General features: G+C 69.1%; 22 protein-coding genes and 1 pseudogene. 9 read left to right on the forward strand and 14 right to left on the reverse strand.

The window, feature by feature from the left end; genetic code table 11:
- Positions 1-10 precede the first annotated feature (10 nt).
- The 4 genes from LCL61_RS15125 to LCL61_RS15140 all read right to left on the reverse strand — a co-directional run bounded on the left by LCL61_RS15125 (position 11) and on the right by LCL61_RS15140 (position 4,751).
- The gene (locus LCL61_RS15125) at positions 11-2,224 is read right to left on the reverse strand and encodes a DUF2156 domain-containing protein (protein ID WP_340687407.1); all 2,214 of its coding nucleotides are present in this window, start codon (positions 2,222-2,224) and stop codon (positions 11-13) included.
- A gap of 71 nt (positions 2,225-2,295) precedes the next feature.
- A complete protein-coding gene (locus LCL61_RS15130; protein WP_340687408.1) occupies positions 2,296-3,147 on the reverse strand; it encodes a hypothetical protein in 852 nt (283 codons plus the stop codon).
- Positions 3,144-4,055 (reverse strand): hypothetical protein, encoded by a 912-nt coding sequence (locus tag LCL61_RS15135; protein WP_340687409.1) that lies wholly within the window; start codon positions 4,053-4,055, stop codon positions 3,144-3,146. Before LCL61_RS15135 ends, LCL61_RS15130 begins: the two co-directional genes overlap by 4 nt.
- A 9-nt stretch (positions 4,056-4,064) precedes the next feature.
- Complete coding sequence (locus LCL61_RS15140) at positions 4,065-4,751, reverse strand: HAD hydrolase-like protein (RefSeq protein WP_340688589.1); 687 nt, start codon at positions 4,749-4,751, stop codon at positions 4,065-4,067.
- A 127-nt stretch (positions 4,752-4,878) separates the two neighbouring features.
- Here LCL61_RS15140 and LCL61_RS15145 point away from each other — a divergent pair, with 127 nt between their 5' ends.
- Entirely contained in the window at positions 4,879-5,877 is a 999-nt protein-coding gene (locus LCL61_RS15145; protein ID WP_340687410.1) for an ABC transporter permease, read from the forward strand.
- On the opposite strand, the gene LCL61_RS15150 is transcribed toward LCL61_RS15145, so the two are convergent.
- The 3 genes and pseudogenes from LCL61_RS15150 to LCL61_RS15160 form a co-directional block, all read right to left on the reverse strand.
- The gene (locus LCL61_RS15150; RefSeq protein ID WP_126736027.1) at positions 5,815-6,225 is read right to left on the reverse strand and encodes a secondary thiamine-phosphate synthase enzyme YjbQ; all 411 of its coding nucleotides are present in this window, start codon (positions 6,223-6,225) and stop codon (positions 5,815-5,817) included. The two genes, LCL61_RS15145 and LCL61_RS15150, sit on opposite strands and share 63 nt — an antisense overlap.
- Positions 6,226-6,230: 5 nt before the next feature.
- A pseudogene (locus tag LCL61_RS15155) lies at positions 6,231-6,928 on the reverse strand (DUF3626 domain-containing protein).
- A 10-nt stretch (positions 6,929-6,938) separates the two neighbouring features.
- Positions 6,939-7,502, reverse strand: coding sequence for an XRE family transcriptional regulator (locus LCL61_RS15160; RefSeq protein WP_340687411.1), 564 nt, complete (start codon positions 7,500-7,502; stop codon positions 6,939-6,941).
- A gap of 31 nt (positions 7,503-7,533) precedes the next feature.
- Here LCL61_RS15160 and LCL61_RS15165 point away from each other — a divergent pair, with 31 nt between their 5' ends.
- Positions 7,534-8,064, forward strand: coding sequence for an N-acetyltransferase family protein (locus tag LCL61_RS15165; protein ID WP_340687412.1), 531 nt, complete (start codon positions 7,534-7,536; stop codon positions 8,062-8,064).
- Between the two features lie 318 nt (positions 8,065-8,382).
- On the opposite strand, the gene LCL61_RS15170 is transcribed toward LCL61_RS15165, so the two are convergent.
- The 5 genes from LCL61_RS15170 to LCL61_RS15190 all read right to left on the reverse strand — a co-directional run bounded on the left by LCL61_RS15170 (position 8,383) and on the right by LCL61_RS15190 (position 12,916).
- Positions 8,383-9,027: a response regulator transcription factor gene (locus LCL61_RS15170; RefSeq protein ID WP_340687413.1), complete on the reverse strand. Its 645-nt coding sequence runs from the start codon at positions 9,025-9,027 to the stop codon at positions 8,383-8,385.
- A gap of 8 nt (positions 9,028-9,035) precedes the next feature.
- Positions 9,036-10,298: a sensor histidine kinase gene (locus LCL61_RS15175; RefSeq protein WP_340687414.1), complete on the reverse strand. Its 1,263-nt coding sequence runs from the start codon at positions 10,296-10,298 to the stop codon at positions 9,036-9,038.
- Between the two features lie 186 nt (positions 10,299-10,484).
- Positions 10,485-10,685, reverse strand: a complete 201-nt coding sequence (locus tag LCL61_RS15180) for a hypothetical protein (RefSeq protein WP_340687415.1) — start codon at positions 10,683-10,685, stop codon at positions 10,485-10,487.
- Between the two features lie 10 nt (positions 10,686-10,695).
- Positions 10,696-11,811, reverse strand: a complete 1,116-nt coding sequence (locus LCL61_RS15185) for an acyl-CoA desaturase (protein WP_340687416.1) — start codon at positions 11,809-11,811, stop codon at positions 10,696-10,698.
- Positions 11,812-11,824: 13 nt separating this feature from the next.
- Positions 11,825-12,916, reverse strand: a complete 1,092-nt coding sequence (locus LCL61_RS15190) for a ferredoxin reductase (RefSeq protein WP_340687417.1) — start codon at positions 12,914-12,916, stop codon at positions 11,825-11,827.
- Between the two features lie 89 nt (positions 12,917-13,005).
- Between LCL61_RS15190 and LCL61_RS15195 the strand changes: the two genes are divergently transcribed.
- From LCL61_RS15195 to LCL61_RS15215, 5 genes are all read left to right on the forward strand, one after another.
- A complete protein-coding gene (locus LCL61_RS15195; RefSeq protein WP_340687418.1) occupies positions 13,006-13,662 on the forward strand; it encodes a TetR family transcriptional regulator in 657 nt (218 codons plus the stop codon).
- Positions 13,663-13,842: 180 nt separating this feature from the next.
- Positions 13,843-14,949: a Re/Si-specific NAD(P)(+) transhydrogenase subunit alpha gene (locus tag LCL61_RS15200; RefSeq protein ID WP_340687419.1), complete on the forward strand. Its 1,107-nt coding sequence runs from the start codon at positions 13,843-13,845 to the stop codon at positions 14,947-14,949.
- Positions 14,949-15,248: an NAD(P) transhydrogenase subunit alpha gene (locus LCL61_RS15205; protein WP_007032801.1), complete on the forward strand. Its 300-nt coding sequence runs from the start codon at positions 14,949-14,951 to the stop codon at positions 15,246-15,248. The genes LCL61_RS15200 and LCL61_RS15205 overlap by 1 nt, the downstream gene beginning before the upstream one ends.
- Positions 15,245-16,630 carry an NAD(P)(+) transhydrogenase (Re/Si-specific) subunit beta gene (locus LCL61_RS15210; RefSeq protein ID WP_340687420.1) on the forward strand — a complete coding sequence of 462 codons (1,386 nt, stop codon included), beginning with the start codon at positions 15,245-15,247 and terminating at the stop codon, positions 16,628-16,630. Before LCL61_RS15205 ends, LCL61_RS15210 begins: the two co-directional genes overlap by 4 nt.
- On the forward strand, positions 16,627-17,361 hold the full coding sequence (locus tag LCL61_RS15215; RefSeq protein WP_340687421.1) for a lipoate--protein ligase family protein: 735 nt from the start codon (positions 16,627-16,629) through the stop codon (positions 17,359-17,361). Before LCL61_RS15210 ends, LCL61_RS15215 begins: the two co-directional genes overlap by 4 nt.
- Before the next feature lie 150 nt (positions 17,362-17,511).
- On the opposite strand, the gene LCL61_RS15220 is transcribed toward LCL61_RS15215, so the two are convergent.
- On the reverse strand, positions 17,512-18,240 hold the full coding sequence (locus LCL61_RS15220) for an Lsr2 dimerization domain-containing protein (protein WP_340687422.1): 729 nt from the start codon (positions 18,238-18,240) through the stop codon (positions 17,512-17,514).
- A gap of 156 nt (positions 18,241-18,396) precedes the next feature.
- Here LCL61_RS15220 and LCL61_RS15225 point away from each other — a divergent pair, with 156 nt between their 5' ends.
- On the forward strand, positions 18,397-19,770 hold the full coding sequence (locus LCL61_RS15225) for an NAD(P)/FAD-dependent oxidoreductase (RefSeq protein ID WP_340687423.1): 1,374 nt from the start codon (positions 18,397-18,399) through the stop codon (positions 19,768-19,770).
- Here the strand turns inward: LCL61_RS15225 and LCL61_RS15230 are convergent.
- A complete protein-coding gene (locus LCL61_RS15230) occupies positions 19,767-21,212 on the reverse strand; it encodes a hypothetical protein (RefSeq protein ID WP_340687424.1) in 1,446 nt (481 codons plus the stop codon). The two genes, LCL61_RS15225 and LCL61_RS15230, sit on opposite strands and share 4 nt — an antisense overlap.
- A gap of 193 nt (positions 21,213-21,405) precedes the next feature.
- Between LCL61_RS15230 and LCL61_RS15235 the strand changes: the two genes are divergently transcribed.
- On the forward strand, positions 21,406-22,878 hold the full coding sequence (locus LCL61_RS15235; RefSeq protein WP_340687425.1) for a S8 family peptidase: 1,473 nt from the start codon (positions 21,406-21,408) through the stop codon (positions 22,876-22,878).
- Positions 22,879-23,177: the final 299 nt, after the last annotated feature.

Here is a 23,177-nt window from a genome sequence, read left to right on the forward strand (position 1 = left end):
GTAGGCTCCACTATCGCGGTGGCAGGGCGCCCTGTTCGCCCACCGCGACGTGGGCTACCAGCCCACGCCCTGCCGACGTCGATCGTGGACGCGGGTTCACCAACAGGCGCTGAGGTTTCTTGCCCGATCGCGCGAGTTTCGCCAGCCGCAGCAGCCCGGTGTTCGGCAGATACGCCCGCCCGAGCGCGATCCCGATCCGCGGCAGGTCCGCTTCGTCGCGGAACGCGAGGTACAGCGGCACGTGGCGCGGCTGGAACTTCGCCTTGAACGCGTGCAGCGAACGGAAGCCGTAGAACGGCTCCATCATCGTGCCGAGCGCGTCCAGTACCCGCTCGACGGCGTGCGCGGGTTCGCCGGAACTCGCCAGCGGGGCGCCGGACAGCGAGACGAACTTCGCGCCTTCCTCGCGGAAGGCCAGGCACGACGACGCGATCAGGAACTCCATCGACGGGCGGAATCCGTCGGCGCGTTTGCGCATGACGTCGAGTGTCCAGCCGCCGATCGCGCCCGCGCCGGTGTGGACCGGCAGCCACGATGTCACGCCGTGGACCACGCCGTCGGCGTCGACCGCGAGACCCACGCGGGTCTCGGGATCCATCGCCTCGTCGACGCCGCCGAGGGTGAAGCCCATTTCCGGCATGCCCTTGTCGCTGATCCACTCCTCGGAGATCGCGCGGACCTGCGAGATCACCGCGCGCGGCTGGTCGGCGAGCCGGACGAGCCGGAACTCGATGCCGTCCTTCTTGGCCCGGTTGAGCGCGGTCCGCACGTCCTGCCAGCGCTTGCCGCGGAACTCCAGCGTTTCCAGTTCGATCAGGGTGTCCTCGGCGACCTGGACCTGCTGCCAGCCGAGCTCTTCGGTCTTGGCGGTGGTGTCGCCGGTGGCGGAGAACAGGCACGGCACGAGACCGGTGTTCTCGCACATCGTGATGAACTCGGCGATCGTCCGGTCGGCGGCGCCGTCCGGGGCGATCGGGTCGCCGAGGGCGATGGCGACCCCGGCGTGCCGCCGGTAGGCGAGGTAGGACTTGCCGTCCGCGGCCACGAAGTACGAGTTCTGCGGCCAGGTCGTCATCCACGAAAGCGTGCTCCCGCCGTGGCGGCTGAGCAGCGTGCGGGCCAGCGCGGGGTTGCCCATCCGGCCGAGACGGCGGCACTTCCGCCGCGACGGCACCCGGAAGGCGCCACGCGAAGAGACCAGCAGCGCGAATTCGACCGTCCAGAGCAGGTTGTCCACGAAGAACAGCGGCGGATCCACCACGCCGGCGTCCTCACCGAAGATCTCCGCCAGCGTGAGCACCCCGCCGTAGACCATCACCTGGAGGATGACGAACGAGGTCAGGACCATCGCGCACCACCAGGCGACCTGGCTGCCTTTGCGCAGGCCGTTCATGATCGGCACCACGATCAGGCACAGGACGACGACTTCCCAGGTGGACAGCGAGAGCTCTTCGGACGAACCGAAGGGGCCGTTGCCCGGTACGAAGGACATCACCAGTTCGGCGACCGTCAGCACCAGCAGACCGGCCACGACGTAGAACCGCCACTCGCGCAGGCTCGGCCGCCGTTCACGCGAGGAATCCTTGGCACCGAGCAGCTTCCGGCCGAACGGCAGGGCGAGGACGAGGGCGAAGAAGTGCACGAGGTCGGCGAGCGTGCCGACGAAGATGATCGCGACCCCGGCGTAGACGCACAGCCCGGCACGCAACCGCAGGCGCCACGGCGGGCGCAGGGTGGCGCTGGCGACCGCGACCGCGGCGAGCGCGCCGCCGGAGAACCCGACGTCGAGGCTGCCCGCGACCCGTTCCGCCCATTCCCAGCCGGAGTTGCGGCTCAGCGCCAGGAACTGGACCGCCACGAGCACACTGACGAACTGGCCGCCGATGGCGACGGCCATCGCCCGCCGGGTGCCGAGCCGCCATTCCGCGAACCCGGCGAACAACGCGAAGCTGAGCACCATCGGCAGGTAGTACAGCGGGACGACCGCGAACAGCGGTCCGGTGAACAAGGTCCACCACCGGCCTGATTCGAGTGACGGCAGCCCATACGCGATGTACGGGTACACCGCGCGGTCCTCGGCGGCGGACCAGAGCGCGCCCGTGGCCAAGGCGAGCGCGAGCATGGTCAGCGTGACGAGGCTGGTGAAAGGCAGCCGGTGCCTCAGCACCGTGGCGATCTTGTGCGTCCGGCCCGGCGCGGCCGTCCCGCTTCCCCCTTTTGGCATGGAACCCAAATTAGGTCCGGGAGGTGCTCGGACACATCCGGCACGGGACCCATTTTTCCCTTAGGGGAGTGCTACTCGCGACGGATGCTCTCACCCATCTTGAGGACGACACCCCTGGCTATCGCGCCGGGGATCTCCTGGTCCGCCAGTACCAGGAGGACGTGGTAGCGGCCTGATCCGGGCAGCGCGCGCAGGGGGAGGGCGATCGCGGTGATCGCGACCGACGGGGCGGGGCACGGGCCGTCCGGGGCCGGGACGACGGTGGTGGTCACGGCGGTGGCGGTCGTCTCGCCGTCCAGGAGCGGCACCGGACCGGTTTCGCCGATCTCCGCCTTCGGGGAGCGTCCGTACGCCGCTTCGGCCCAGCGCAGCGTCGTTTCCTCGGCGGCTTGGGCGAGGCCGCCGACTTCACCCTCGTCGATGGTGGTGAATCCCGCCGTCGCGCGTGCCGAGAGATCGGTGCTGGGGCAGAAGGCGCGGCGGAACCGCGCGACCCCCTGCAGGGTGACGAGGTCCCCGGCCGGAGTCTCGTAGCCGATGGCGACGTCGGGCTCTTCGATCTTCCAATCGGGCGGGACGTCGTAGACGAACGGATGATCGTCGGACACCACCGGTTGCCAGCCCGCGATCACGGGCCGGATCCGCGTGGCGGGCGCCGGGTCGGACAGGACGAGATCGTGGGCGGACGGCGGTGGAGGCGCGGTCTTGGCCTGGTAGGTGGCCGTCGTGCCGACGGCGAGGACGACGGCCAGCGCGAGGACACCCAGCGTCGGCCTGATGCGGAAGCGGCGGCGCGGCGGGACGGCGTCCCGGACGACCGGGAGCGGCCTCGTCTGCTCGGCTTCGGATTCGAGCGGTTGCCCGGTGAGCGGATCGACGAACCACGGCCGAGGTTCGTCGATCCGCCCACCGGGGCCGGTCACTGCTGCGGCCTCAAACTCGCGAGTATCTTCTGGACGTCCGCCTCGGGCAGCGCGTCCGGTGTGCCCTGGTCGATGGCCATGACGAAGCAGATGGTCTGATCGCCGGACTTGAACGCGGCCGAAGTGACCTTCACGCTCGGCGCCCGGCAGTCCTCGGTTTCGGCCGGGGTGAACGTCCCGGTCGAGCTGACCGCCTGGATCGACCCGCTCGCGATCGGCACCTGCGTGATGGCGGGCATCGGGACGTCGGGCTTGCCGGTGGCGGACTGGATCCAGAGCCGGACGGCGCCCCTGGCGGCGTTCTCGACCGGGATCTGGTCCGCGGTGGCGAAGCCGACGACACCGCGGTTCGAGCCGCGGGCATCCGGGCAGGCGCCGAGTTTGTACGTCGACGCCTCGTGGATGACCATCTTGAACTCGCCCTCGTTGTAGCCGACGATCTGGCCCGGCTTGGTCTCCCAGCCCGACGGGGGCAGGTCGTAGGCGGTTTTGTCCTTCACTGACAGGATCCCCTGCCAGCCAGGCGTCGTCGAGGGCACTTTGTTGTCCTTCGGGGCACCACTGCTCGAGGACGGCGGCTTCGACGCCGAAGACGACGGCGGCACCGGCGCGGAGGAAGGCGGCGGCCCGGCCTGGGACTGCGGCTCTTCGCCGTCTCGCAGGACGAAGAAAAGTGTGGCGCCCACGGCGATCACCAGGACCAGCGCGCCGAGGCCGATCCACAGCCCCTTGTTGCCCTTCTTCGGCGGCTCCGGCGCGAACCCCTGGTACGTCTGCTGCGGGAATTGCTGGTAACCCTGGTACTGCTGCTGGGCATACTGGGGTGGGTAGCCCTGCTGCGGGGGTTGCTGCTGGTAGGGCTGTTGCGGTTGCTGCTCCGGCCAGCCGTTGCCGCCTGGGTATGCCATGAAGCGAGCTTAGTTAACGTCCCCGAGCACGGCCGCACGTACCGCTGCCAGGTCGGACAGGTCTCCGAGCACGGTGTGCGCGCCCGCGTCGGCCAGTTCCTCCGCGCTGAACTGCCCGGTCGCCACGGCCACCGCGACGGCGCCGTTGTCGAGCGCGGCCCGCACGTCGTCCGGGGTGTCGCCGATGACGACGACCGACGCCGGCGCGAATTCGGTGCCGTGTTTCGCCGAAGCGTGGCCGACGGCGGCGGGCACCAGATCGGGGCGGTGCGCCGAGAGCGAGCCGTAACCGCCGATCTCGAAGTCCACGTGCTCGTGCAGGTCGAACGCGGTCAGCTTGTGCACGGAGATCTCCGGCAGATTCCCGGTGACCAGTGTCTGGACGACGCCGCCATGCGTCGCGAAGGCGTTCAGGGCGTCCTTCGCGCCCGGGAGCGCCCGGCCGCTCGAAGCCAGCGTCGGGGCGTGGCTCTCGGAGACCGCGATCAGCGCGAGCCAGAGCCTGCGCACGTTCTCCTCGGTGGGCTCGACGCCGTGCGAGGTCAGGATGTCCGCGCTGATGGCGCGTTCGGTGCGGCCGCCGAAATTCGGCAACGCCCGCAGCTCGACGCCGGCGACCTCGGCGAGCGCGGTCGTGTACCAGGCGGCGCCGATGCCGCGCAGGTCCACGAGGGTCTGGTCGATGTCCCACAGCACGAGCCGGTGCGGAGTAGTCACGCGGTCGACGGTACCGGTGAGCTTATTCAACGTCTGTTGACTTCTGTGGGTGAGACGCCTACCTTGGCAGCTAATTCAACAGATGACGAATAAATGGAGGACGGTCATGTCGAACCGTCGCCCCGCCGGGGCCTTCGCCTTGCTCGCCGCGGTGGCCGGTGCGCTGGTCGCCGTCGTGCTCGGCTTTCTCACCTTCGGCGCGCAGGCCACCGTCGCGCCCGACGGGCTGCCCCTCGCCGTTGCCGCACCCCCGGGCCCGCTCGAGGCGGCCGCGCGGGGGATCGCCTCCCATGGCGGCGGCCAGGTCTCGTGGCGGGTGACCTCACCCGAGGAGGGGCGGAAACTGTTGGCGGACAAGGAGGTCTACGGCGTTCTCGAACTGCCGTCGACGGTCGTGGTCTCCGGCGCGGTGAATCCGTCCGGAACGCAGATCGCGCAGCAGGTACTGACCGGCGCCGCGCAGGCACTCGGCGGGACGCCGAAGGTCGAAACGCTGTATCCCGCGAGTGCGGCGGGCCGGGTCGCGCCGCTCGCGTTGAGTGCGCTCGCTTGGGTCGGCTGCCTGGCCGCGGGTGCCGTGCTGATCCTGGCCGGACGACGGATCGGCCGGGACGCGGGAGCCGTCGCACGTTTCACGCAGATCGTTTCGGCGGGTGTGCTGGTCACCGGTGTGCTGGCCGGATTCTTGAAGCTGTGGGACTCCGCGCTCCCGCTCGGCTGGGACGTCCTGGGCTTTCTTTTCCTGTCCTCGACCGCGTTCGCGGCCCTGCAGACCGGCCTGCTGCGACTGCTCGGCGTACGGGCGATGGCGATCCTCGGCCCGCTGTACCTGGTCGCGCCCGCCGTCGCGGGTCAGGTGCCGGAACTGCTGAACCCCGCGTACCGCGCGGTGCTGTGGTCCTGGACGCCGTTCCGGTTCGCCGCGGAAGGGCTCCGGAGCCTGCTGCAGGGCGTGCCCGGCGCGACGGACGTCACGACCGGGGTGTGGGTGCTCGGCGGACTGCTCGCGGCGGGGCTGGCGCTCGCGCTGTGGCCGGGCCGGTCAGCCCTCCAGAAGGCTGAAGCGGACACGCCGGACCGGGTTGTCCAGGTTGGTGTCCACTAGGCAGACCGACTGCCAGGTGCCCAGCGTCATCACCCCGCCGAGCACCGGGATCGTCGCGAACGGCGGCAGCAGCGCGGGCAGGACGTGGTCACGGCCGTGACCGGGACTGCCGTGCTGGTGCCGCCAGCGGCCGTCGCGGGGAAGCAGTTCGTCGAGCGCCGTGAGCAGGTCTTCGTCGCTGCCGGCGCCGGTCTCGAGGATCGCCAGCCCGGACGTCGCGTGCGGGACGAAGACGTGCAGGATCCCGTCCTCGGCGTCCGCGTCGCGCAGGAAGGCCTCGGCGTCCTTGGTCAGGTCGTGCACCACGGCCACGCTGCCGGTGCGCACCTCGATCTCCGTGGAATACATGCTCTTCACGGTAGTGCCCCGAAGCGCGCCACGTAGTGCCAGACGCGTTTGAGGGCCTGCTGGTCGACGTCGCGGGCTTCACCGAGGACCCGAGGGTCGAGGTAGCCGTCTTCGGCCAGTGCCAGGCCGAGTTCGACGAATTCGGGACCGCGGTATCCGGGATGCCGTTCGAGTTCTTCGGTGGACAGGCGGAAACCGGGATGCCATTCGACCGGGCAGCCGAGCCTCGACGCGGCCTTTTCGACGTCGGTGCCGCGGTGGCTCGGGTCGAGAACGAGGGCTTCGACGTCCTTCGTGAGATCGACCGGACCGTGGACGTGTGCCTCGATGTAGTCGTCGAGAGGATCGGAGTCGTCCTGCTCCGCCGGCCCGATCAGCGCGGAAACCCTGGTGCCGCAGCCGAAATCCGCCGGACTCAGCACGCTGTCCGGGTAGCAGAACGTCGTCCGCGCGACCGTGTGCGCGGCCATCCGGAAATGGGCGGAGCCGAATCTCGGCGCGCCGCCGGCCGCGCGGTGAGCCCTCCGTCGCTCGTCCCGGTTTCGAACTGGTTGCGGTAGAACCCGTCCTCGGCCATCGCCGCCAGCGGCGGACGTCCGTCCATTGTGGACCTGTCCGGATGGAAGTGCAGCGTCACCGGCAGCCCGGCCTCGTGCCCGCCGCGTTCTTTCGCCGAGACGTACGCAAGTGCCCACTGGTTCATCAGCCGAGTATCAGGCGTGCCGCCGGGCGAGGGCGACCAGATATCGGACCGGTTCGCCGGTCGGGTTGACGTAGGCGCACGGTTTGGGGGTGCCGAGCTGAAGGCAGTCGCCGGCGTCGAGTTCGTGCTCGACGTCGCCCTCGCGGAAGCGCAGATGCCCGTCGAGCACCCAGATCTGGTGATGGGTCAGCGCATAGATGTGGGCGGGGAAGGCGACCTCGGCGCCCGCGGGCAGCACGACCTCGACCAGTTCCAGCGGCCCGCCGAGCGTGGGCGACACCGCGCGGCGCACGTACCCGGTGTCGGGGTCGGTCCAAGTCGGCTGATCGGCGGCGCGCACGACGCGCCGGTCGCCGTGTTCGGCGCGGGCGATCAGCTCGGACAACGTCATCCCGAGCGCGGCGGAAAGCCTGCTGAGCAGGACCGCCGTCGGCTGCGCCTCGCCCCGTTCGATCTTGCCGATCATCGCCCTCGACACGCCCGACATCTCGGCGAGGGCGTTGGCCGAAAGGTTCTGGTCGAGTCTCGCGGACTGGAGCGTCGCGGCGAGCGACGCGGACAAGGGATCGGACATGCTGCTCACTATAGTGGCAGTCTCGGTTACTATGGTCTCCATGGTGATCAGGGATGCGACGGAAGCCGACGCGACGGCGTGCGCGGAGATCTACGCGCCGTATGTCACCGACACGGTGATCTCGTTCGAGACCGAGCCGCCCAAGCCGGACGAGATGGCCGAGCGCATCGCCAAGGCACAGCGCTCACACGCATGGCTTGTGCTCGAAGACGACGAAGGCCGTGTCGCCGGCTACGCCTACGGAGGCCCCTTCAGCGGCCGCCCTTCTTATCGGTGGTCGTGTGAGGTCAGCATCTATCTGGAGCTCGGCCGCCGGAGGACAGGCGGCGGACGCGCGCTTTATCAGGCGCTGCTGGACAGGCTGGCGTCGCGCGGCTTCCGGAACTTCTGCGCGGGAATGGTGCTCCCGAACGACGCGAGCGCCGGGCTGCACCGCGCGCTGGGCTTCGAGCCGGTGGGGACGTACCGGCGGATCGGGTACAAACACGGGGCATGGCGCGATGTCGCGTGGGTGCAGCTGTGCCTGCCGCAGCCGGACGGGGTTCCGGTGGAACCTCGATAAGCCGGGCCGAAGGGACTTTCCCCGCATGCGATGACGCTGTCGGCGAATTCGTGGCCTGGCGGTTCACGTCGACGGACATCATCCGTGATCGGACACCGATCTCGCGTGGCCGGTGGCGGAACTCGCCCACGGCCGGATCCGCCGTGAGTTCCGTGTCCGATCACGCGAGATCGCCCTCCAGTCACGCGTGTTCGCCTTCAGATCACGCGACGACCGGGGATCCTCCGCGCAGCCACGAACGCGCCAACAGGCTCGTGCGATGCAGCGAAAGGGCCCTTCATCGCACGAGACGCGGGAAGGTCGCCTTCGGCCCTCTTCTCAGGACTCCAGATACCGCAGCACGGCGAGAACCCGTCGGTTGTCCCCTTCGGACTGGGGCAGCGCCAGCTTCCCGAAGATGCTCGATACGTACTTCTCCACCGAGCCCGCAGAAAGGAACAGCGCCGCCGCGATGGCCGAGTTCGACCGCCCTTCGGCCATCAAACCCAGCACTTCACGCTCCCGCGGCGTCAGACCGGCGAGCGCGTCCGTCTTCCGGGTGGCGGTGAACAGCTGGCTGACCACTTCCGGGTCGAGCACGGTCTCGCCGTCGGCCACCCGCCGGAGCGCGTCGAGGAAATCCGACACCTCCGCGACGCGGTCCTTCAGCAGGTAGCCGACACCGCCCGCGCGGTCCGCCAGGAGTTCCGTCGCGTACTGCGTCTCGACGTACTGCGAGAACAGCAGAATCGCGCATCCCGGCAGTTCAGCGCGCAGCGCGATGGACGCGCGCAGCCCCTCGTCGGTGTGCGACGGCGGCATCCGGATATCCACAATGGACACATCGGGGCGGTGTTCACGCACCGCCGCGCACAGGCTGTCCCCGTCGGCGACGGCCGCGACGACCTCGTGCCCCCGAAGGTTCAGCAGTTCGACGAGCCCCGCCCGGAGGATGGCCGAATCCTCCGCGATCACGACGCGCACGCCGCCCCCTATTTCCGTATCGGTATTTCCGCGCTGATCACCGTAGGCCCTCCCGGAGGGCTGTCGATGTCGAGCCCGCCGTCCACCGTCGCGAGCCGCTCGGCGATCCCGGCGAGCCCTCCGCCGCGTACCGGCCGGGCCCCGCCTTCGCCGGCGTCGCGCACCACGAGCCGCAGGTCTTCGCCGACGATACCCACGTCGACCTCGATCGCGGAGGAAGTGTGTTTGGCGGCATTCGTCAGCAGCTCGGCCACGGTGAAGTAGGCGATGGTCTCGATCGACGGCGAAGGCCGGTCCGGCAGGTCCACGGTGATCCGCGCGTCGATGCCCGAGCCCGCGGCCAAAGTGGACAGAGCGACGTCGAGGCCCGCGTCGAGCGCGGCGGGATGGATCCCTCGGGCGAGGTCACGCAGCTCGACCAGGGCTTGTTTCGCGTTGGCGTGCGCGGCTGTGACCAGGGCGGTGACCTGCTCGATGTCGCCGCCGCCCGCCAGTTCGTCCTTCGCGATGCCGAGCTTCATCGCCAGCGCGACCAGCTGGGCCTGCGCGCCGTCGTGCAGGTCGCGTTCGATCCGGCGCAGCCGCCGCGCCGCGTCGTCGACCGCGGTCGCGCGGCTGCGTTCGAGGTCGCGGACGCGTTGGGAGAGGTCCTCGGCGCCGAGGACTCCGCGCACCAGCAGGCGGTCGAATTCGGTGAGACCGTGGACCACCCACGGCATCGCCAGGAGGACGGCCAGCCCGGTGACGGCGAGCGGCAGGGTGAGGGGCCAGATGTCGACGCGGAGGTCGAACGTCGGCATGGCCTCGCCGTTCAGGGTGAACCAGAACAGCGGATAGCTCAGCGTGCTCACGGCGTACACGAAGAGGGTCGCGACGAGGAATAACTCGATCAACGACAGCGGCAGCCGGATCATCAGATAGGCGATCGACCGCCAGCCGAGAGGATCCCCGAGCCGCCCTTTCACGCCGTTCCAGAGGCCTGGCCGCGGTTCGGGCCGGGCAGGCGCGGTGACCGTCGTCCCGAGCAGGGCACGCGCCAGGCCGACGTGGGCGATGCCGATCAGCCGCGCGCCCGCCAGGACGCCGATGAGCACCGGCAGCCCGATGGTGAGCAGGCTCAGGCCGAAGCCGAGGAGCAGCCCGACGACGACGAGCACCACGGACGCCAGCGTCAGCGGCGCACCGAGGATCACCCATGCCAGCTCGGCCCAGTACACGCGGCTCAGCTGTGCGCTGAGGACGCGTCGAGGCAGGGCGAGGTGAGTGATCACGGCTTCAGCCTGCCGTGGCCACCCGGTTCGTGCCCATCCGGTTTTCCGTAATCTTTCGTCTTGAACTCACTCCGGCGCGCTCGTGCCGTCACCCGACAGCGATCACGACTGTGTGGATTTCGGGTCATCCAACGTCCCGAAATCCACACAGTCACGCATAGCCGACCTCAGCCGGGCGCGACTCCGCTAGTCTTCGCGGCTCTCGTCCGCCTGCGCCCGCTGGGACGCCTCGCGCATTTCGATGACGTCCGTCAGCCAGTCGCCGGTCTCGCGGGCGATGTCCCGGATCGCGCCGGTGATGATCGTCGCGATGTTGCCGATGTGGGTGGCCGCGGACTCGGTGACCTCTTGGACCACGTCCTTGGTGCTTTCGAACTGACCGACCATGTCAGACACCTTAAGCCGCTCGGAGGGTCTTGTCGCTCTCCACGGTAGCCGGAGTGCGGGGCTCACCGTTCCACGGAAGGGCCAGTTTCACGATCTTCTTCGCCACCGAGAACAGCTGCTTGTGCAGGGGGCCGGTGTTGTACGGCAGGCCGTACTTCTCGCAGATCGCCCGCACCTCGCCCGCGATCTCCGGGTAGCGGCGAGCCGGGATGTCCGGGAACAGGTGGTGCTCGATCTGGTGCGAGAGGTTCCCGGTCATGATGTGGAAGAGCTTGCCGCCGGTGATGTTCGCCGAGCCGAGGATCTGCCGCAGGTACCACTGGCCCCGCGACTCGTTCTCGGTCTCCTCCTCGGTGAAGCTCTCGACGTCGGCGGGGAAGTGCCCGCAGAAGATGATCGAGAACGCCCACAGGTTGCGGGTCAGGTTCGCGGTGGCGTTGCCGAGGAAGGTCAGCGGCGCGAGCGGACCGGTCAGCAGCGGGAAGAGCACGTAGTCCTTGCCGACCTGACGGCCCGCCTTGCGCACGATCTTCCGCAGCACCGGCTTGTTCTCGGCCCAGGTGCGTTCGCCCTTGACGACCCGGTCGACCTCGAGGTCGTGCAGCATGACGCCCCACTGGAAGAACAGCGCGAGCAGCGTCGCGTACACCGGGTTGCCCAGGTAGTACGGGTTCCACTTCTGCGCCGGGTCCATCCGCAGGACGCCGTAACCGATGTCGCGGTCCTTGTCGAGGATGTTCGTGTACGTGTGGTGGATGTAGTTGTGGGAGTGTCGCCAGTTCTCCGACGGCGCGACGGTGTCCCATTCGAACTTCTGCGAGCTCAGCGCCGGGTCGCGCGTCCAGTCGTACTGGCCGTGCATGACGTTGTGGCCGATCTCCATGTTGTCGAGGATCTTCGCCACCGAGAGCGCGGTCACCCCGGCGACCCACGCCGGCGGGAAGAACCCGGCGAACAGCAGCCCGCGGCCGGCGACCTCGAGCGCGCGCTGGGTCTTGATGACGTTGTGGATGTAGTCGACGTCGGCCTGGCCGAGATCGGCGACGATCCGCTGCCGGACCTCGTCCATCTCGCGGCCGAACTCCTCGACCTGGGCGGGGGTGAGCTTGTCCTGCAAGCCGGTCATCACGGGCTCCTTTCTAAGCGTTGATCTCGACGTCCCCGACCGGGACGGAGATGCAGAGCTGGATCTCTTCGTTCTCTTCGCTCGAGGTCTCGCCGGTCTTGGCGTTGCGCACACAGCCGGAGGTCTTGATCTGCGTGCAGGAGAAGCAGATGCCCATCCGGCAGCCGTGTTCCGGGCTGAGCCCCGCCTCTTCGGCCTGCTCCAGCAACGGTTTCCCGGAGTTGGCGAACTCGCGGCCGCTGCGCGCGAACCGCACCTGCCCTTCGGCGTTCTCGGTGTCGAAAGTGAGCGCCGGCGGAGTGAACTCCTCGGTGTGCAGATGTGCACCCAAGCCGTCCGCCTCGAACACTTCGCGGACCGAATCCATCAGCGGCTTCGGACCGCACAGGAAGGTTTCGGCGTCGGGGTACCACGGCGCGGTCTCGGCGAGGTGTTCCTTCGAGAAGAACCCGTGCAGGTCGCCGCCGGTCTTGGCGTGAGTGAACGCGTGTACCACCCGCAGTCCCGGCAGGCGGCGCGCGAGGTCGGCGAGCTCGGCGCGGTAGAGCGCGTCTTCGGCGCCGTTGGAGTAGTGCAGGAAGGCGAGATCGCCCTCGTGCTTCTCGTCCGCCAGCGTGCGCAGCATCGACAGGACGGGGGTGATCCCGCTTCCGCCGCTCAGCAGCAGGATCCGCCGGGGCCTCGGCGATGGCAGGGTGAACTCGCCGTCCGGAGTGGACAGTCCGAGCACCGAACCGATGGTGACCGTGCGGTTCAGGTGCCGCGAGACGAGTCCCTGCGGGTCGGCCTTGATGGTCAGTTCCAGTGATTCATCGTGCTCCGAACCGGCGGGCGAGTAGCAGCGGGTCCGGCGGACGCCGTCGATCTCGACGGTCACCCGCACGTACTGGCCCGCGATGTGTCCGCGCCAGGCGCGGCTCGGCCGGATGGTCAGCGTGACCGTGTCGGGCGTCTGCCGCCGGACGTCGGTGACCAGGCCGCGGATCTCACGGCGGACCAGCATCGGATCGACGAGTTCGAGGTAGCGGTCCATGCCATGGGGCGTGAGCAGGGCCTCGGCCAGCGAGGCCAGCCGCCTGGCCCTGCGCGGTACCAGTGCCGTCATCACTTCTCCCAAATTCAGTGAACGCTTGTACACTCAATAGTGAAGTGGTGATGGTCGCGCTTGTCAACGCGAGAGGAGGGCGATGTGACGTGAGTGATACCGCCGAGGCGATTACGCTGTCCGTCGTGACAACGGAGCCCGTTTCCCGGCAGGAGCGCAAGCAGCGCACGCGGCAGGCGCTGCTGGACGCCGCCCTGGATCTGGTGGCGGAACGAGGGTTCTCCGGGCTCAGCCTGCGCGAGGTGGCGAAGCAGGCCGGGATCGTGCCGACGGCGTTCTACCGCCATTTCGCGTCGATGGACGAACTGGGCGTGGCGCTCGTCGAGGAGTCGATGCGCACGCTGCGCACGATGATCCGGTCGGCACGCACCAAACCGGCCGCGTACAACGACATGATCAGGACGTCCGTGCGCATCCTGCGCGAGCACGTACGCGCGCACGAGGACCACTTCCATTTCCTGACCAGGGAGCGTTACGGCGGCACGGGACCGGTCCGGCAGGCGATCGCGTTCGAACTCAAGCTCTTCGTCAGCGAACTCGCCGTCGACCTCGCGCGGTTCGACTTCCTCCGCGACTGGAGCACCGAGGATCTGCATCTGCTCGCCGACCTGATCGTGACGACCATGCTCACGACGGTGCTGGAGTTGCTGGAAACGCCTTCGCGTGACGACGAGATCGTGCGCACGGCCGAACGGCGGTTGCGGCTGATCTTTCTGGGGGTGCCGAACTGGCGCAGCGTTCCGTGATGCGGAAAGCGTTGCCGTAGTGCGCTTATGACGTCGCGCACCTGGATCGATGGCTGGATCGATCGTGATGATCGATGTCACGGAAAGATGCCGTCCGGATACGTTGAGCCAGGAAAGTTGTCGGTCGGGCGTGGTAAGAAGTGCGGGTTCGTGTGGTCCTCTCCAGCGAGGAGGTCGCCTGTGGCGGCAGAGAACGAGCAGCTCACGGTCGGTGTCGTCCGGGAAACCGGACAAGGTGAACGCCGTATCGCGCTGGTACCGAAACTCATCGAGCGCGTCTCCGGACGCGGACTGCGGGTGGTGGTCGAGCCCGGCGCGGGCGCCGGCGCGCTGCTCGCCGACGAGACCTTCGAGCAGGCGGGCGCGGTGATCGGCGATCCGTGGGATGCCGACATCGTGGTGAAGGTGGCGCCTCCGAGCGCGGCCGAAGTCGCGAAGCTCAAACAGGGCACCATTCTCATCGGCTTCCTGAATCCGAGGGGTGATCCGGAGGGGATAGCGGCGCTCGAATCGGCGGGGGTCCGCGCCTTCGCCGTCGAGGCGATCCCGCGGATCTCCCGTGCGCAGGCGATGGACGCGCTGTCGTCGCAGAGCAGCGTCGCGGGCTATCGCGCGGTCTTGCTGGCCGCGGAGAAGCTCACCCGCTTCTTCCCGATGCTCACCACCGCCGCCGGGACGGTGCCACCGGCGAAGGTGCTCGTGCTCGGCGCCGGTGTCGCCGGGCTGCAGGCCTTGGCGACGGCGAAACGGCTCGGCGCGCAGACCACCGGGTACGACGTCCGGCCCGAGGTCGGCGAGCAGGTGAAGTCGCTCGGCGCGAAATTCCTCGACCTCGGCATCGAGGCGGTCGGTGAAGGCGGGTACGCCCGCGAGCTGACCGACGAGGAAAAGGCCGAGCAGCAACGCAGGCTCACCGAGGCGATCACGAGGTTCGACGTCGTGATCACCACCGCGCTCGTCCCCGGCCGCCGGGCGCCGGTCCTCGTCACCGCCGACGCGGTGAAGGGAATGCCCGCCGGCGGTGTCGTGGTCGACCTCGCCGGAGAGTCCGGCGGCAACTGTGAACTGACGAAACCGGGTGAGGAGGTCGTCGAGCACGACGTCACCATCTGCTCGCCGCTCAACCTCGCCGCGGAGATGCCCGCGCATTCCAGCGAGCTCTACGCGCGCAACGTCACCGAGTTGCTCGAACTGCTCGTCGACAAGGAAGGCAAGCTCGCGCTCGACTTCTCCGACGAGATCGTCGCCGGGGCCTGCGTGGCCGGAAAAGAAGAAGGAGGCGAGTGATGCTCGTAGGCAGTTTGGCGATCCTCGTACTCGCCGGATTCGTGGGCTTCACGGTCATCTCCAAGGTGCCCAACACGTTGCACACCCCGCTCATGTCGGGCACCAACGCGATCCACGGCATCGTCCTGCTCGGCGGGCTGATCGTGCTCGGCCTCGGGGTCGACGGCGTACTGAACAAGATCCTGCTGGTGATCGCGATCGCCTTCGGCACGATCAACGTGGTCGGCGGCTTCCTCGTCACCGACCGGATGCTCTCGATGTTCAAGGCGAAGAAGCCGGAAGACGGTGGTGACAAGTGACGACCTTCATCGCCGTCCTCTACATCATTTCCTTCGCGCTGTTCATCTACGGCCTCATGGGCCTGACCGGTCCGCGCACCGCGGTGCGCGGCAACTGGATCGCCGCGGTCGGCATGGGCATCGCGGTGATCGCGACACTGCTGACGCCGGGCATGGGCAACTGGCTGCTCATCGCGCTCGGCGTCGCGATCGGTGTCGTCGTCGGCGTGCCGTCCGCGCGCAAGGTGAAGATGACCGCGATGCCGCAGATGGTGGCGCTGTTCAACGGCGTCGGCGGCGGAGCGGTCGCGCTCATCGCGTGGGTCGAGTTCCGCACCACCGAGGGCTACGCGCACGAGCCCGCGTACGTCGCGATCGCGTCGTTGTTCGCCGCGATCGTCGGTTCGGTGTCCTTCTGGGGCTCGAACATCGCGTTCGGGAAACTGCAGGAACTCATCTCCGGCCGCCCGATCACGCTGGGCAAACTGCAGCAGCCGGTGAACGCCCTGGTGCTGATCGCCGCGATCGTGCTCGCGGTCGTCATCGCGAGCGGCGGTGACGCCGAACTGCTGATGATCGGCCTGCTGGTCGCGGCGGGCGTGCTCGGCGTGGTGGTCGTGCTGCCGATCGGCGGCGCGGACATGCCGGTCGTCATCTCGTTGCTGAACGCGCTCACCGGATTGTCGGCCGCGGCCATGGGGCTCGCGCTCGACAACACCGCGCTGATCGTGGCGGGCATGATCGTCGGCGCTTCGGGTTCGATCCTGACGAACCTGATGGCGAAGGCGATGAACCGGTCGATCCCGGCCATCGTCGCCGGCGGGTTCGGCGGCGGCACGGCGGTCGCGAGCGGTGGATCCGGCGAGGTCCGGCCGGTCCGCAGCACCAGCGCGTCCGACACCGCGATCCAGATGGCGTACGCCAACAAGGTCGTGGTCGTGCCCGGCTACGGCATGGCCGTCGCGCAGGCGCAGCACGTGGTCCGCGAGATGGCAAAACTGCTGGAGGCCAAGGGGATCACGGTCGCGTACGCCATCCACCCGGTGGCGGGCCGGATGCCGGGGCATATGAACGTGCTCCTCGCCGAGGCCGACGTCCCGTACGAGCAGCTCAAGGAGATGGACGAGATCAACTCCGAGTTCGCCCAGACCGACGTCGCGCTGGTGATCGGCGCGAACGACGTCACGAACCCGGCCGCGGAGACCGATCCGGGCTCGCCCATCTACGGGATGCCGATCCTCAAGGTGAACCACAGCCGGTCGGTGATCGTGCTCAAACGCTCGATGAGCTCGGGCTTCGCCGGCATCGACAACGAGCTCTTCTACGATGCGAAGACCAGCATGCTCTTCGGCGACGCCAAATCGTCGGTGGGCGAGATCGTGGAGGAACTCAAAGCACTGTGATCGGTCCCTCGGAAGTCGTCGCCTCGTTCGACGACCCGGCCGACAACCTCGCGTTCGACGAAGCCCTCCTGCGTGCCGCACCGGAGGCGCCGGTCCTGTGGATCTGGCGCAACACCGACTGTGTGGTCGTGGGGCGGGGGCAGAAGATCGAACGCGAGGTCAAGGCCGACGTCTGCGCGAGCGACGGCGTCCCGGTGCTGCGCCGGGCCAGCGGCGGCGGCACCGTGTTCCACGATCCCGGCAATCTCAACATCACGCTCGTCCTGCCGGGACCGTCGGACAGACCGTTGGAAGCACTCGGGGAACTGATGACCGCGACGGTGGCCGAACTCGGGCTGCCGTCGCGGCTCGGTGATCGCGGCCTGTTCGTCGGTGACGCGAAGCTGTGCGGTTTCGCCGTGTTCCGGACGAGAACGGGCTTGCTCGCGCATTCCACGCTGCTCGTCTCGACCGCGGCGGAACGGGTCGGCCGGTATCTCACTTCGGCACCCTCGGATCCCCGGCCGCTCGACTCCCATCGGAGCCCGGTCGCGTCGCTCGCCGAGCATGGCCTGCGCAAAGGTGTTGCCGAAGTCACGGCCGCGGTCCGCGTGGCGGCGGCCGCGCGACTGGGTGAACTCACCATCCGGAAGCCCTCGGCCGAGGAGCTGGAGCGACACCGCTCGCTCCAGTACACGCGGTACCACTACCAGGAATGGCATGCCAAGGGCGCTCAGCGTTCGGGCTCGTGAGTGGTAATGACGGTTACAACCGTCCTTACCACTCACGAGACTTGACATAAAGCGGCCCCCGTGCCGCCCGCCGATGGCGTTGGCCTCCAGGACCAGGTNGCGGCCCCCTTCGCGCGATTACGCGAAGGGGGCCGTTCGTATTTCGTGGAACTATTTTTCCGTGGCCGAGAAAGTCACGGCGGGCACCTTGCGGGCTGTGCGCGTGGTCTTCTTCGGCTCCGCGGCTTTCTTCACCGGAGCCTTGGCGGCGGCCTTCGGTGCGGCCTTGGCAGCCGTCGTCTTCGCGGCAGCTGCCTTCGGAGCGGCCTTCGCGGCTGTCGTCTTGGCCGTGACCTTCGGCGCCGCCTTGGCCGTGGTCTTGGTCGCGGCGGCGGTCTTCGCGCGACCGGCCGGAGCCTTGGCCGAGGTGGCGGTCTTCGCCGCCGTGCCGCGGGCCGACTTCGCCTTGGCGGCAGTGGCTTTCGCCGTGGTCTTGGCAGGAGCCTTGGCCTCCGCCTTGGCGGCGGTGGTCTTCGCGGCGGCGGTCTTGGGAGCGGCCTTGGCGGCGGGCTTGCGGCCCGCGACACCCTTCGAGGCGGGCTTGCGGCCCGGCTTCGCGGCCGTCTTCGCCTCGGCCTTCGCGGCGGTGGCCGCGGTCTTCGGGGTCGACTTGGCCACGCGCGCGCCCTTGGGCCGCTGCACGACCCGCGGCCGCAGCTTGCGTCCGCCGATCCGGCGGCCGTTCTCCACATAGGCACGCAGGATTTCCCGGAGTGCGGTGGCGTTGTCGGCCGACAGGTCGATGTCGTAAGCGATTCCGTCCAAACCGAAAGCGACCGTTTCTTCGGCCGCCTCGCCGGTCAGATCATCCAGCAAATGCACAGCAGTGTTCCTGGCCATGAAAAAACCTCCCGCGCTCGATCGTTCTACTGCGTAACCGGCACGGCGAAACCTGACCCGCGGCTGATGACTCACGCAGCGACACGAGGATAGCGGCAGGTTGCGCGAAGCTGCGCGGTGGTGTGCGCTGAATGCATGTCAGCACAGGATTTTGACGTGATCGTGATCGGAGGCGGCCCGGTCGGCGAGGTGGCCGCCGAACGGGCAGCGCGGGGCGGCCTGCGGGTCGCGCTCGTCGAACACGAACGCTTCGGCGGCGAATGTTCTTACTGGGCCTGTATTCCGAGCAAGGCACTGCTGCGGCCGGGGAACCTCCTCGCCGCCGCCAAACGGGTTCCCGGCGTCCCCGTTGGCGACACGGTCGACCCGGGCGAGGTGTTCGCGCGCCGGGACTGGTTCACCGGCAAGGGAGACGACACCGGACAGGTCAAGTGGGCGGAAGGCGCCGGGATCGTCCCGATCCGCGGCCACGGGCGGATCACCGGTGAGCGGGAGATCACGGTCGACGGCGGTGACGTGCTGACCGCGCGGCACGCCGTGATCGTCGCCACGGGCAGCGTCCCGCGGACACCGTCGATCCCCGGGCTGGACACCGCTTCCCCGTGGGGTTCGCGAGAGGCGACTTCGGCGGAGAAGGTTCCGGGCCGCCTCGGCGTACTGGGCGGCGGTGTAGTCGGTGTCGAAATGGCACAGGCCTTCGCCACGCTCGGCGCCGAAGTCCACCTGATCATCTCGGGTGAACGTCCTTTGCCTCGGCTGCCGGAGTTCGCGGGAGACGCCGTCGTCGCGGGTCTCCGTGAAGCCGGGGTCACCGTGCACACGGGTTCCGGTCTCGACTCCGTGTCCGCTGTGGACGACGGTAAGGAATTGGCCTTGAAAGGCGGTGAGCGGTTGGTCGTCGACGAGTTGCTCGTCGCCACCGGGCGGCGCCCGGCGACCGACGGACTCGGCGTCGAGACGCTGGGGCTCGAAGCGGGCGCGCCGCTCACCACGGACGACAACGGCCGGGTGTCCGCTGTGGACGGTGGCTGGCTGTTCGCCGTCGGCGACGTCACCGGCCGGGCGCCCCTGACCCATCAGGGCAAATACGCGGCCAGGGCCGCGGGCGACGCGGTTGCGGCGCAGGCCGCGGGCAAGCCCGTCGACTCCGCCGCGTGGAGCGCGCACAGCGCCACGGCCGATCACCACGCCATCCCGCAGGTCGTGTTCACCGACCCGGAGGTCGCTTCGGTCGGGCTCGCCGGGCCGGAGGAGGGCAAGCCGCACCGCGTCGTCGACATCGACATCGCGGTGGCCGGTTCGTCACTGCACGCGGACGGTTACGCGGGCAAGGCGCGGATCGTCGTCGACACCGAACGCGGCGTCCTGCTCGGCGCGACCTTCGTCGGGCAGGACGTGGCGGAACTGCTGCACGCGGCGACGATCGCGATCGTCGGCGAGGTCCCGCTGTCGAGGCTGTGGCACGCGGTCCCGTCGTTCCCGACGATCAGCGAGGTGTGGCTGCGTCTGCTGGAGGCGTACGGGCTCTAGCCGTTCACGGGCAGTTCGAGCGCGGCCTTCGCGCCGCGCACGAGGCCGGGGTCGTCCGGAGTGGACGGTCCCGGCACCCACACCACCTGGACCAACCGGACCGACTTCCCGTCCAGGCTGCTCTGGTAGGCGGCGCCCTCGAACACCGGGACTTCGCCCTGCCACTGGTTGGTCTCGGTGGCGAGGTCGAGGATGCCGCCCCCGCCGGGGGTGTCGGCGGTGGCCTTGAACGCGGTCGCCTGGTCCGTGCTCGGGAATTCCACGACGGCGATCGTCACCGCGGCGGCCCGGCCGTCGATGGAGCTGGCGAAGCTGGCCCGTTTCACCGCGGAGCAACTCGTCTGCTGAAGGCTCGCCTGGACGTCGCCGTACGCGTGCGACGCGCACTTCTGGTCCGCGGCGGACGCCCGCGACGTGAATTGGATGTTCTCCACCGCGCTGCTGCTCGGCGGCGGCGGACTGGTGGCCGGGGTCGGCGGCGGGGGAGTCTGCGTGGACGCGGTGTCGTCACCGCCGGAAGCGACGCTGATGGCCGCGACCAGCAGCACGATCAGCAAGCCGATCGCGGCGACCGGGAGCCATTTCACCGTCTTGGACTGGTGCGACGTCTTCGGGCGGGGCTCGGCGGGGACGGCCTCCGGTGACGGGGCCTGCCGGGCGGGTTGCACGGCGACGGCCTGCTGAACAGGAGGAACCGGCGGAGTGGCTTGCACCGGCTTGGCGGGCGGAGCGGGAGGAACGGCCGATTTCGTGGGTCTCTTCCCCGGATGCTGCACCGGAACCGTCTGCGCGATCGCGACGAGCGGGTTCTCGCGGATCACCGTCGGCTCGTCGTCGGAGTAGGCGCTGAACCCTTCCCCGAGCAACATCTCCTCGGGCATCGGCGGCGCGTCCGGGGCGAGCGCGGCGATCAGCTCCCGCGCCTGCTGGACCGAGCGGGGGCGCGGGGCGGTGGCCAGGGAGACCGTCGCGGCGAGCATCGTCGTCGCCGTCGGGTAGAGGACGCGGACCGAGCCGGCGAGATCCGCGGCTGGCTGGTCGACCGTCTCCACATACGGCCCGACGGCGATGATCGTGCCGATCGGCCCGGCGCCGGGGGCGACGTCCGCGATCTTGTGGGTGCACGCGGCGGACAGCGAGAGCGCGTCCGTGGCCGGGTTGATCGAGGTGTCGCCGTGGACCAGCGGCCAGCCGTCGGCCTTCCACGGCCCGCCGAGCGGGGCTTCGAGTTTCAGCGCCGGATCCGGCAGGTCGACGCCGATGACGATGAGGACACCGTTCGGCATGACCACGACGGCTTCGACGGGCCTGCCGTCGACCGGGCTGGCGCCGATCAGGGCGACCCCGCCGACGACGTTGCTGCCCCGGCCGAGTGATGCCAGCGCGGCGCGGACGTCCTCGGCCACCCGGGACGGCTGCTGAGCGAGGCGAACGAGTCGCACCGAACCCCTCCCCATCTCGTCGGTCTCGGTGCACAAACTAGCGCCTCCATCCGGAGCAACGGGAAGACACGTCGCAGGTAGGCGAGGTGATGTTGCTCCGAAAAGTTGTAATGCGCGTGAGCACCGTCACCCGTCCGGGTGGTACTCGTTGGTAGGTGACAGTTTCCTGCCCCCTGTCACCAGGAGAAAACACATGGCCGCATTTCGCCACTGGCGTCGACGTGCAGCACTCGTCGTCGCCCTGCTAGCCGTCCCGGCCGCGGGGATGGCCCCCGCGCAGGCCGCGGGACCGCTCGCACCCGTCGCCCCCGGACTCTCCCGGCTGCTCTCGACCGCCACCGGCGCCACGGAGGTGACCGCGCTCGTGCACGCCGAGGACATCGCCACCGCCGAACGCGCCGCCCGCGCGGCCGGGCTCAAGAAGATCACCTCGTTCGCGAAGATCGGCGTCGTCGCCGTCCGGGGCACGGCGGACCAGGTGCGCGCGGTCCGCGGGGCCGCCGGGGTCACCTACGTCGAAGGCAACGAGAAGCTCAAGGCACACGGCAGCGCCGGCACCACGGCGACGCGAAGCCTCCAGACCCAGACGCAGCTCAAGGACGCCGGTGGCGCTCCCGTGGACGGCAGGGGCGTCTCGGTCGCGATCATCGACACCGGCGTCGACCCGACGCATCCGGCCTTCAAGGGCGCCGACGGCAAGACACGGGTGGTGCGCAACCTCAAGAGCCTCTGCCTGGACGGCACCACCACGAACTGCATCGTCGACGTCCCGACCTCCGTCGACACCGACACCCTCTCCTTGGGCGGCCACGGCACGCATGTCACCGGCATCGCCGCCGGGAACCGGCTGACGCTGGCCGACGGCACCAAGGTCGGCGGCTCCGCGCCGGGCTCGAAGATCGTTTCGGTCTCGACCGGGGCCGCGCTGCTCGTGCTCGGCACGGACGCGGCGCTGAACTGGGTGCTGGAGAACCACAAGGCGCCTTGTGGCGCGGGCGTCGCGGCGTCGGTGTGTCCGCCGATCAAGGTGACCAACAACTCCTACGGCCCGAGCGGCGGCGGCGCCTTCGACCCGAACTCGGCGACGGTGAAGCTACAGCGCGCTCTCGCCGCGGAAGGCGTCGTCACGGTGTGGGCGAACGGGAACGACGGCGGCGACGGTTCGGCGAACCTCTCCAACCCGCCGGGGCAGGACCAGACGCCGGGCGTGCTTTCCGCGGCGTCGTTCAACGACCAGGGCACCGGCACCCGCGACGGCACGGTGTCCGACTTCTCCTCGCGCGGCCTCAAGACCGACCAGGCGAGCTGGCCCGACGTTTCCGCGCCGGGGGAGAACATCCTCTCGGCGTGCCGTCCGACGCAGCCGATCTGCACGCAGGGCCTCCAGCCCAAGAACGGCCCGGGACTCCTGGATCTCGGCACCTACAACGTGATCAGCGGGACCTCGATGGCGGCGCCGCAGATCACCGGGATCGTCGCGCAGCTGTTCCAGGTCGCGCCGAACGCGAGCCCGGGTGACATCGAGGCCGCGATCAAGGGCACGGCGTACAAGTTCGCGAATGGCTCGCCGTACGTGGCCTCCGGGCCGTACACGTCGAGCTTCGACAAGGGAGCCGGCCTGGTGGACACCTTCGCCGCGGCGAAGTCCCTCGGCGCCCAGGGCTGACCGGGTGCGCTGGCAGGCAAGTCCGTGAAGGCCTCCTTGAGGGACCGGCTACGAGAGCCGGTCACGCCTTGAATGTCCACAAGGGACAGTTTCGGGTGGCGAAATGTCCGATTAACTCCGTATATGCGTTTTGGTGCGGAGGTCGTGAGTGGCGATGAGGGTTGGAACGCTCATTGCCACGCAGCTTAAGTTGATCTTGGGCGGGGTTGACAGGTGGGGTGAAGGCTCCCTTCGTTGCGTCTGATGCGACGAAGGGAGCCTTCGGTCGGGTTNATGCACCGAAAGTGGCCGGATCACTA

This window comes from Amycolatopsis coloradensis, assembly GCF_037997115.1.
In the GTDB taxonomy this organism is placed as follows: Bacteria; Actinomycetota; Actinomycetes; order Mycobacteriales; family Pseudonocardiaceae; genus Amycolatopsis; species Amycolatopsis coloradensis_A.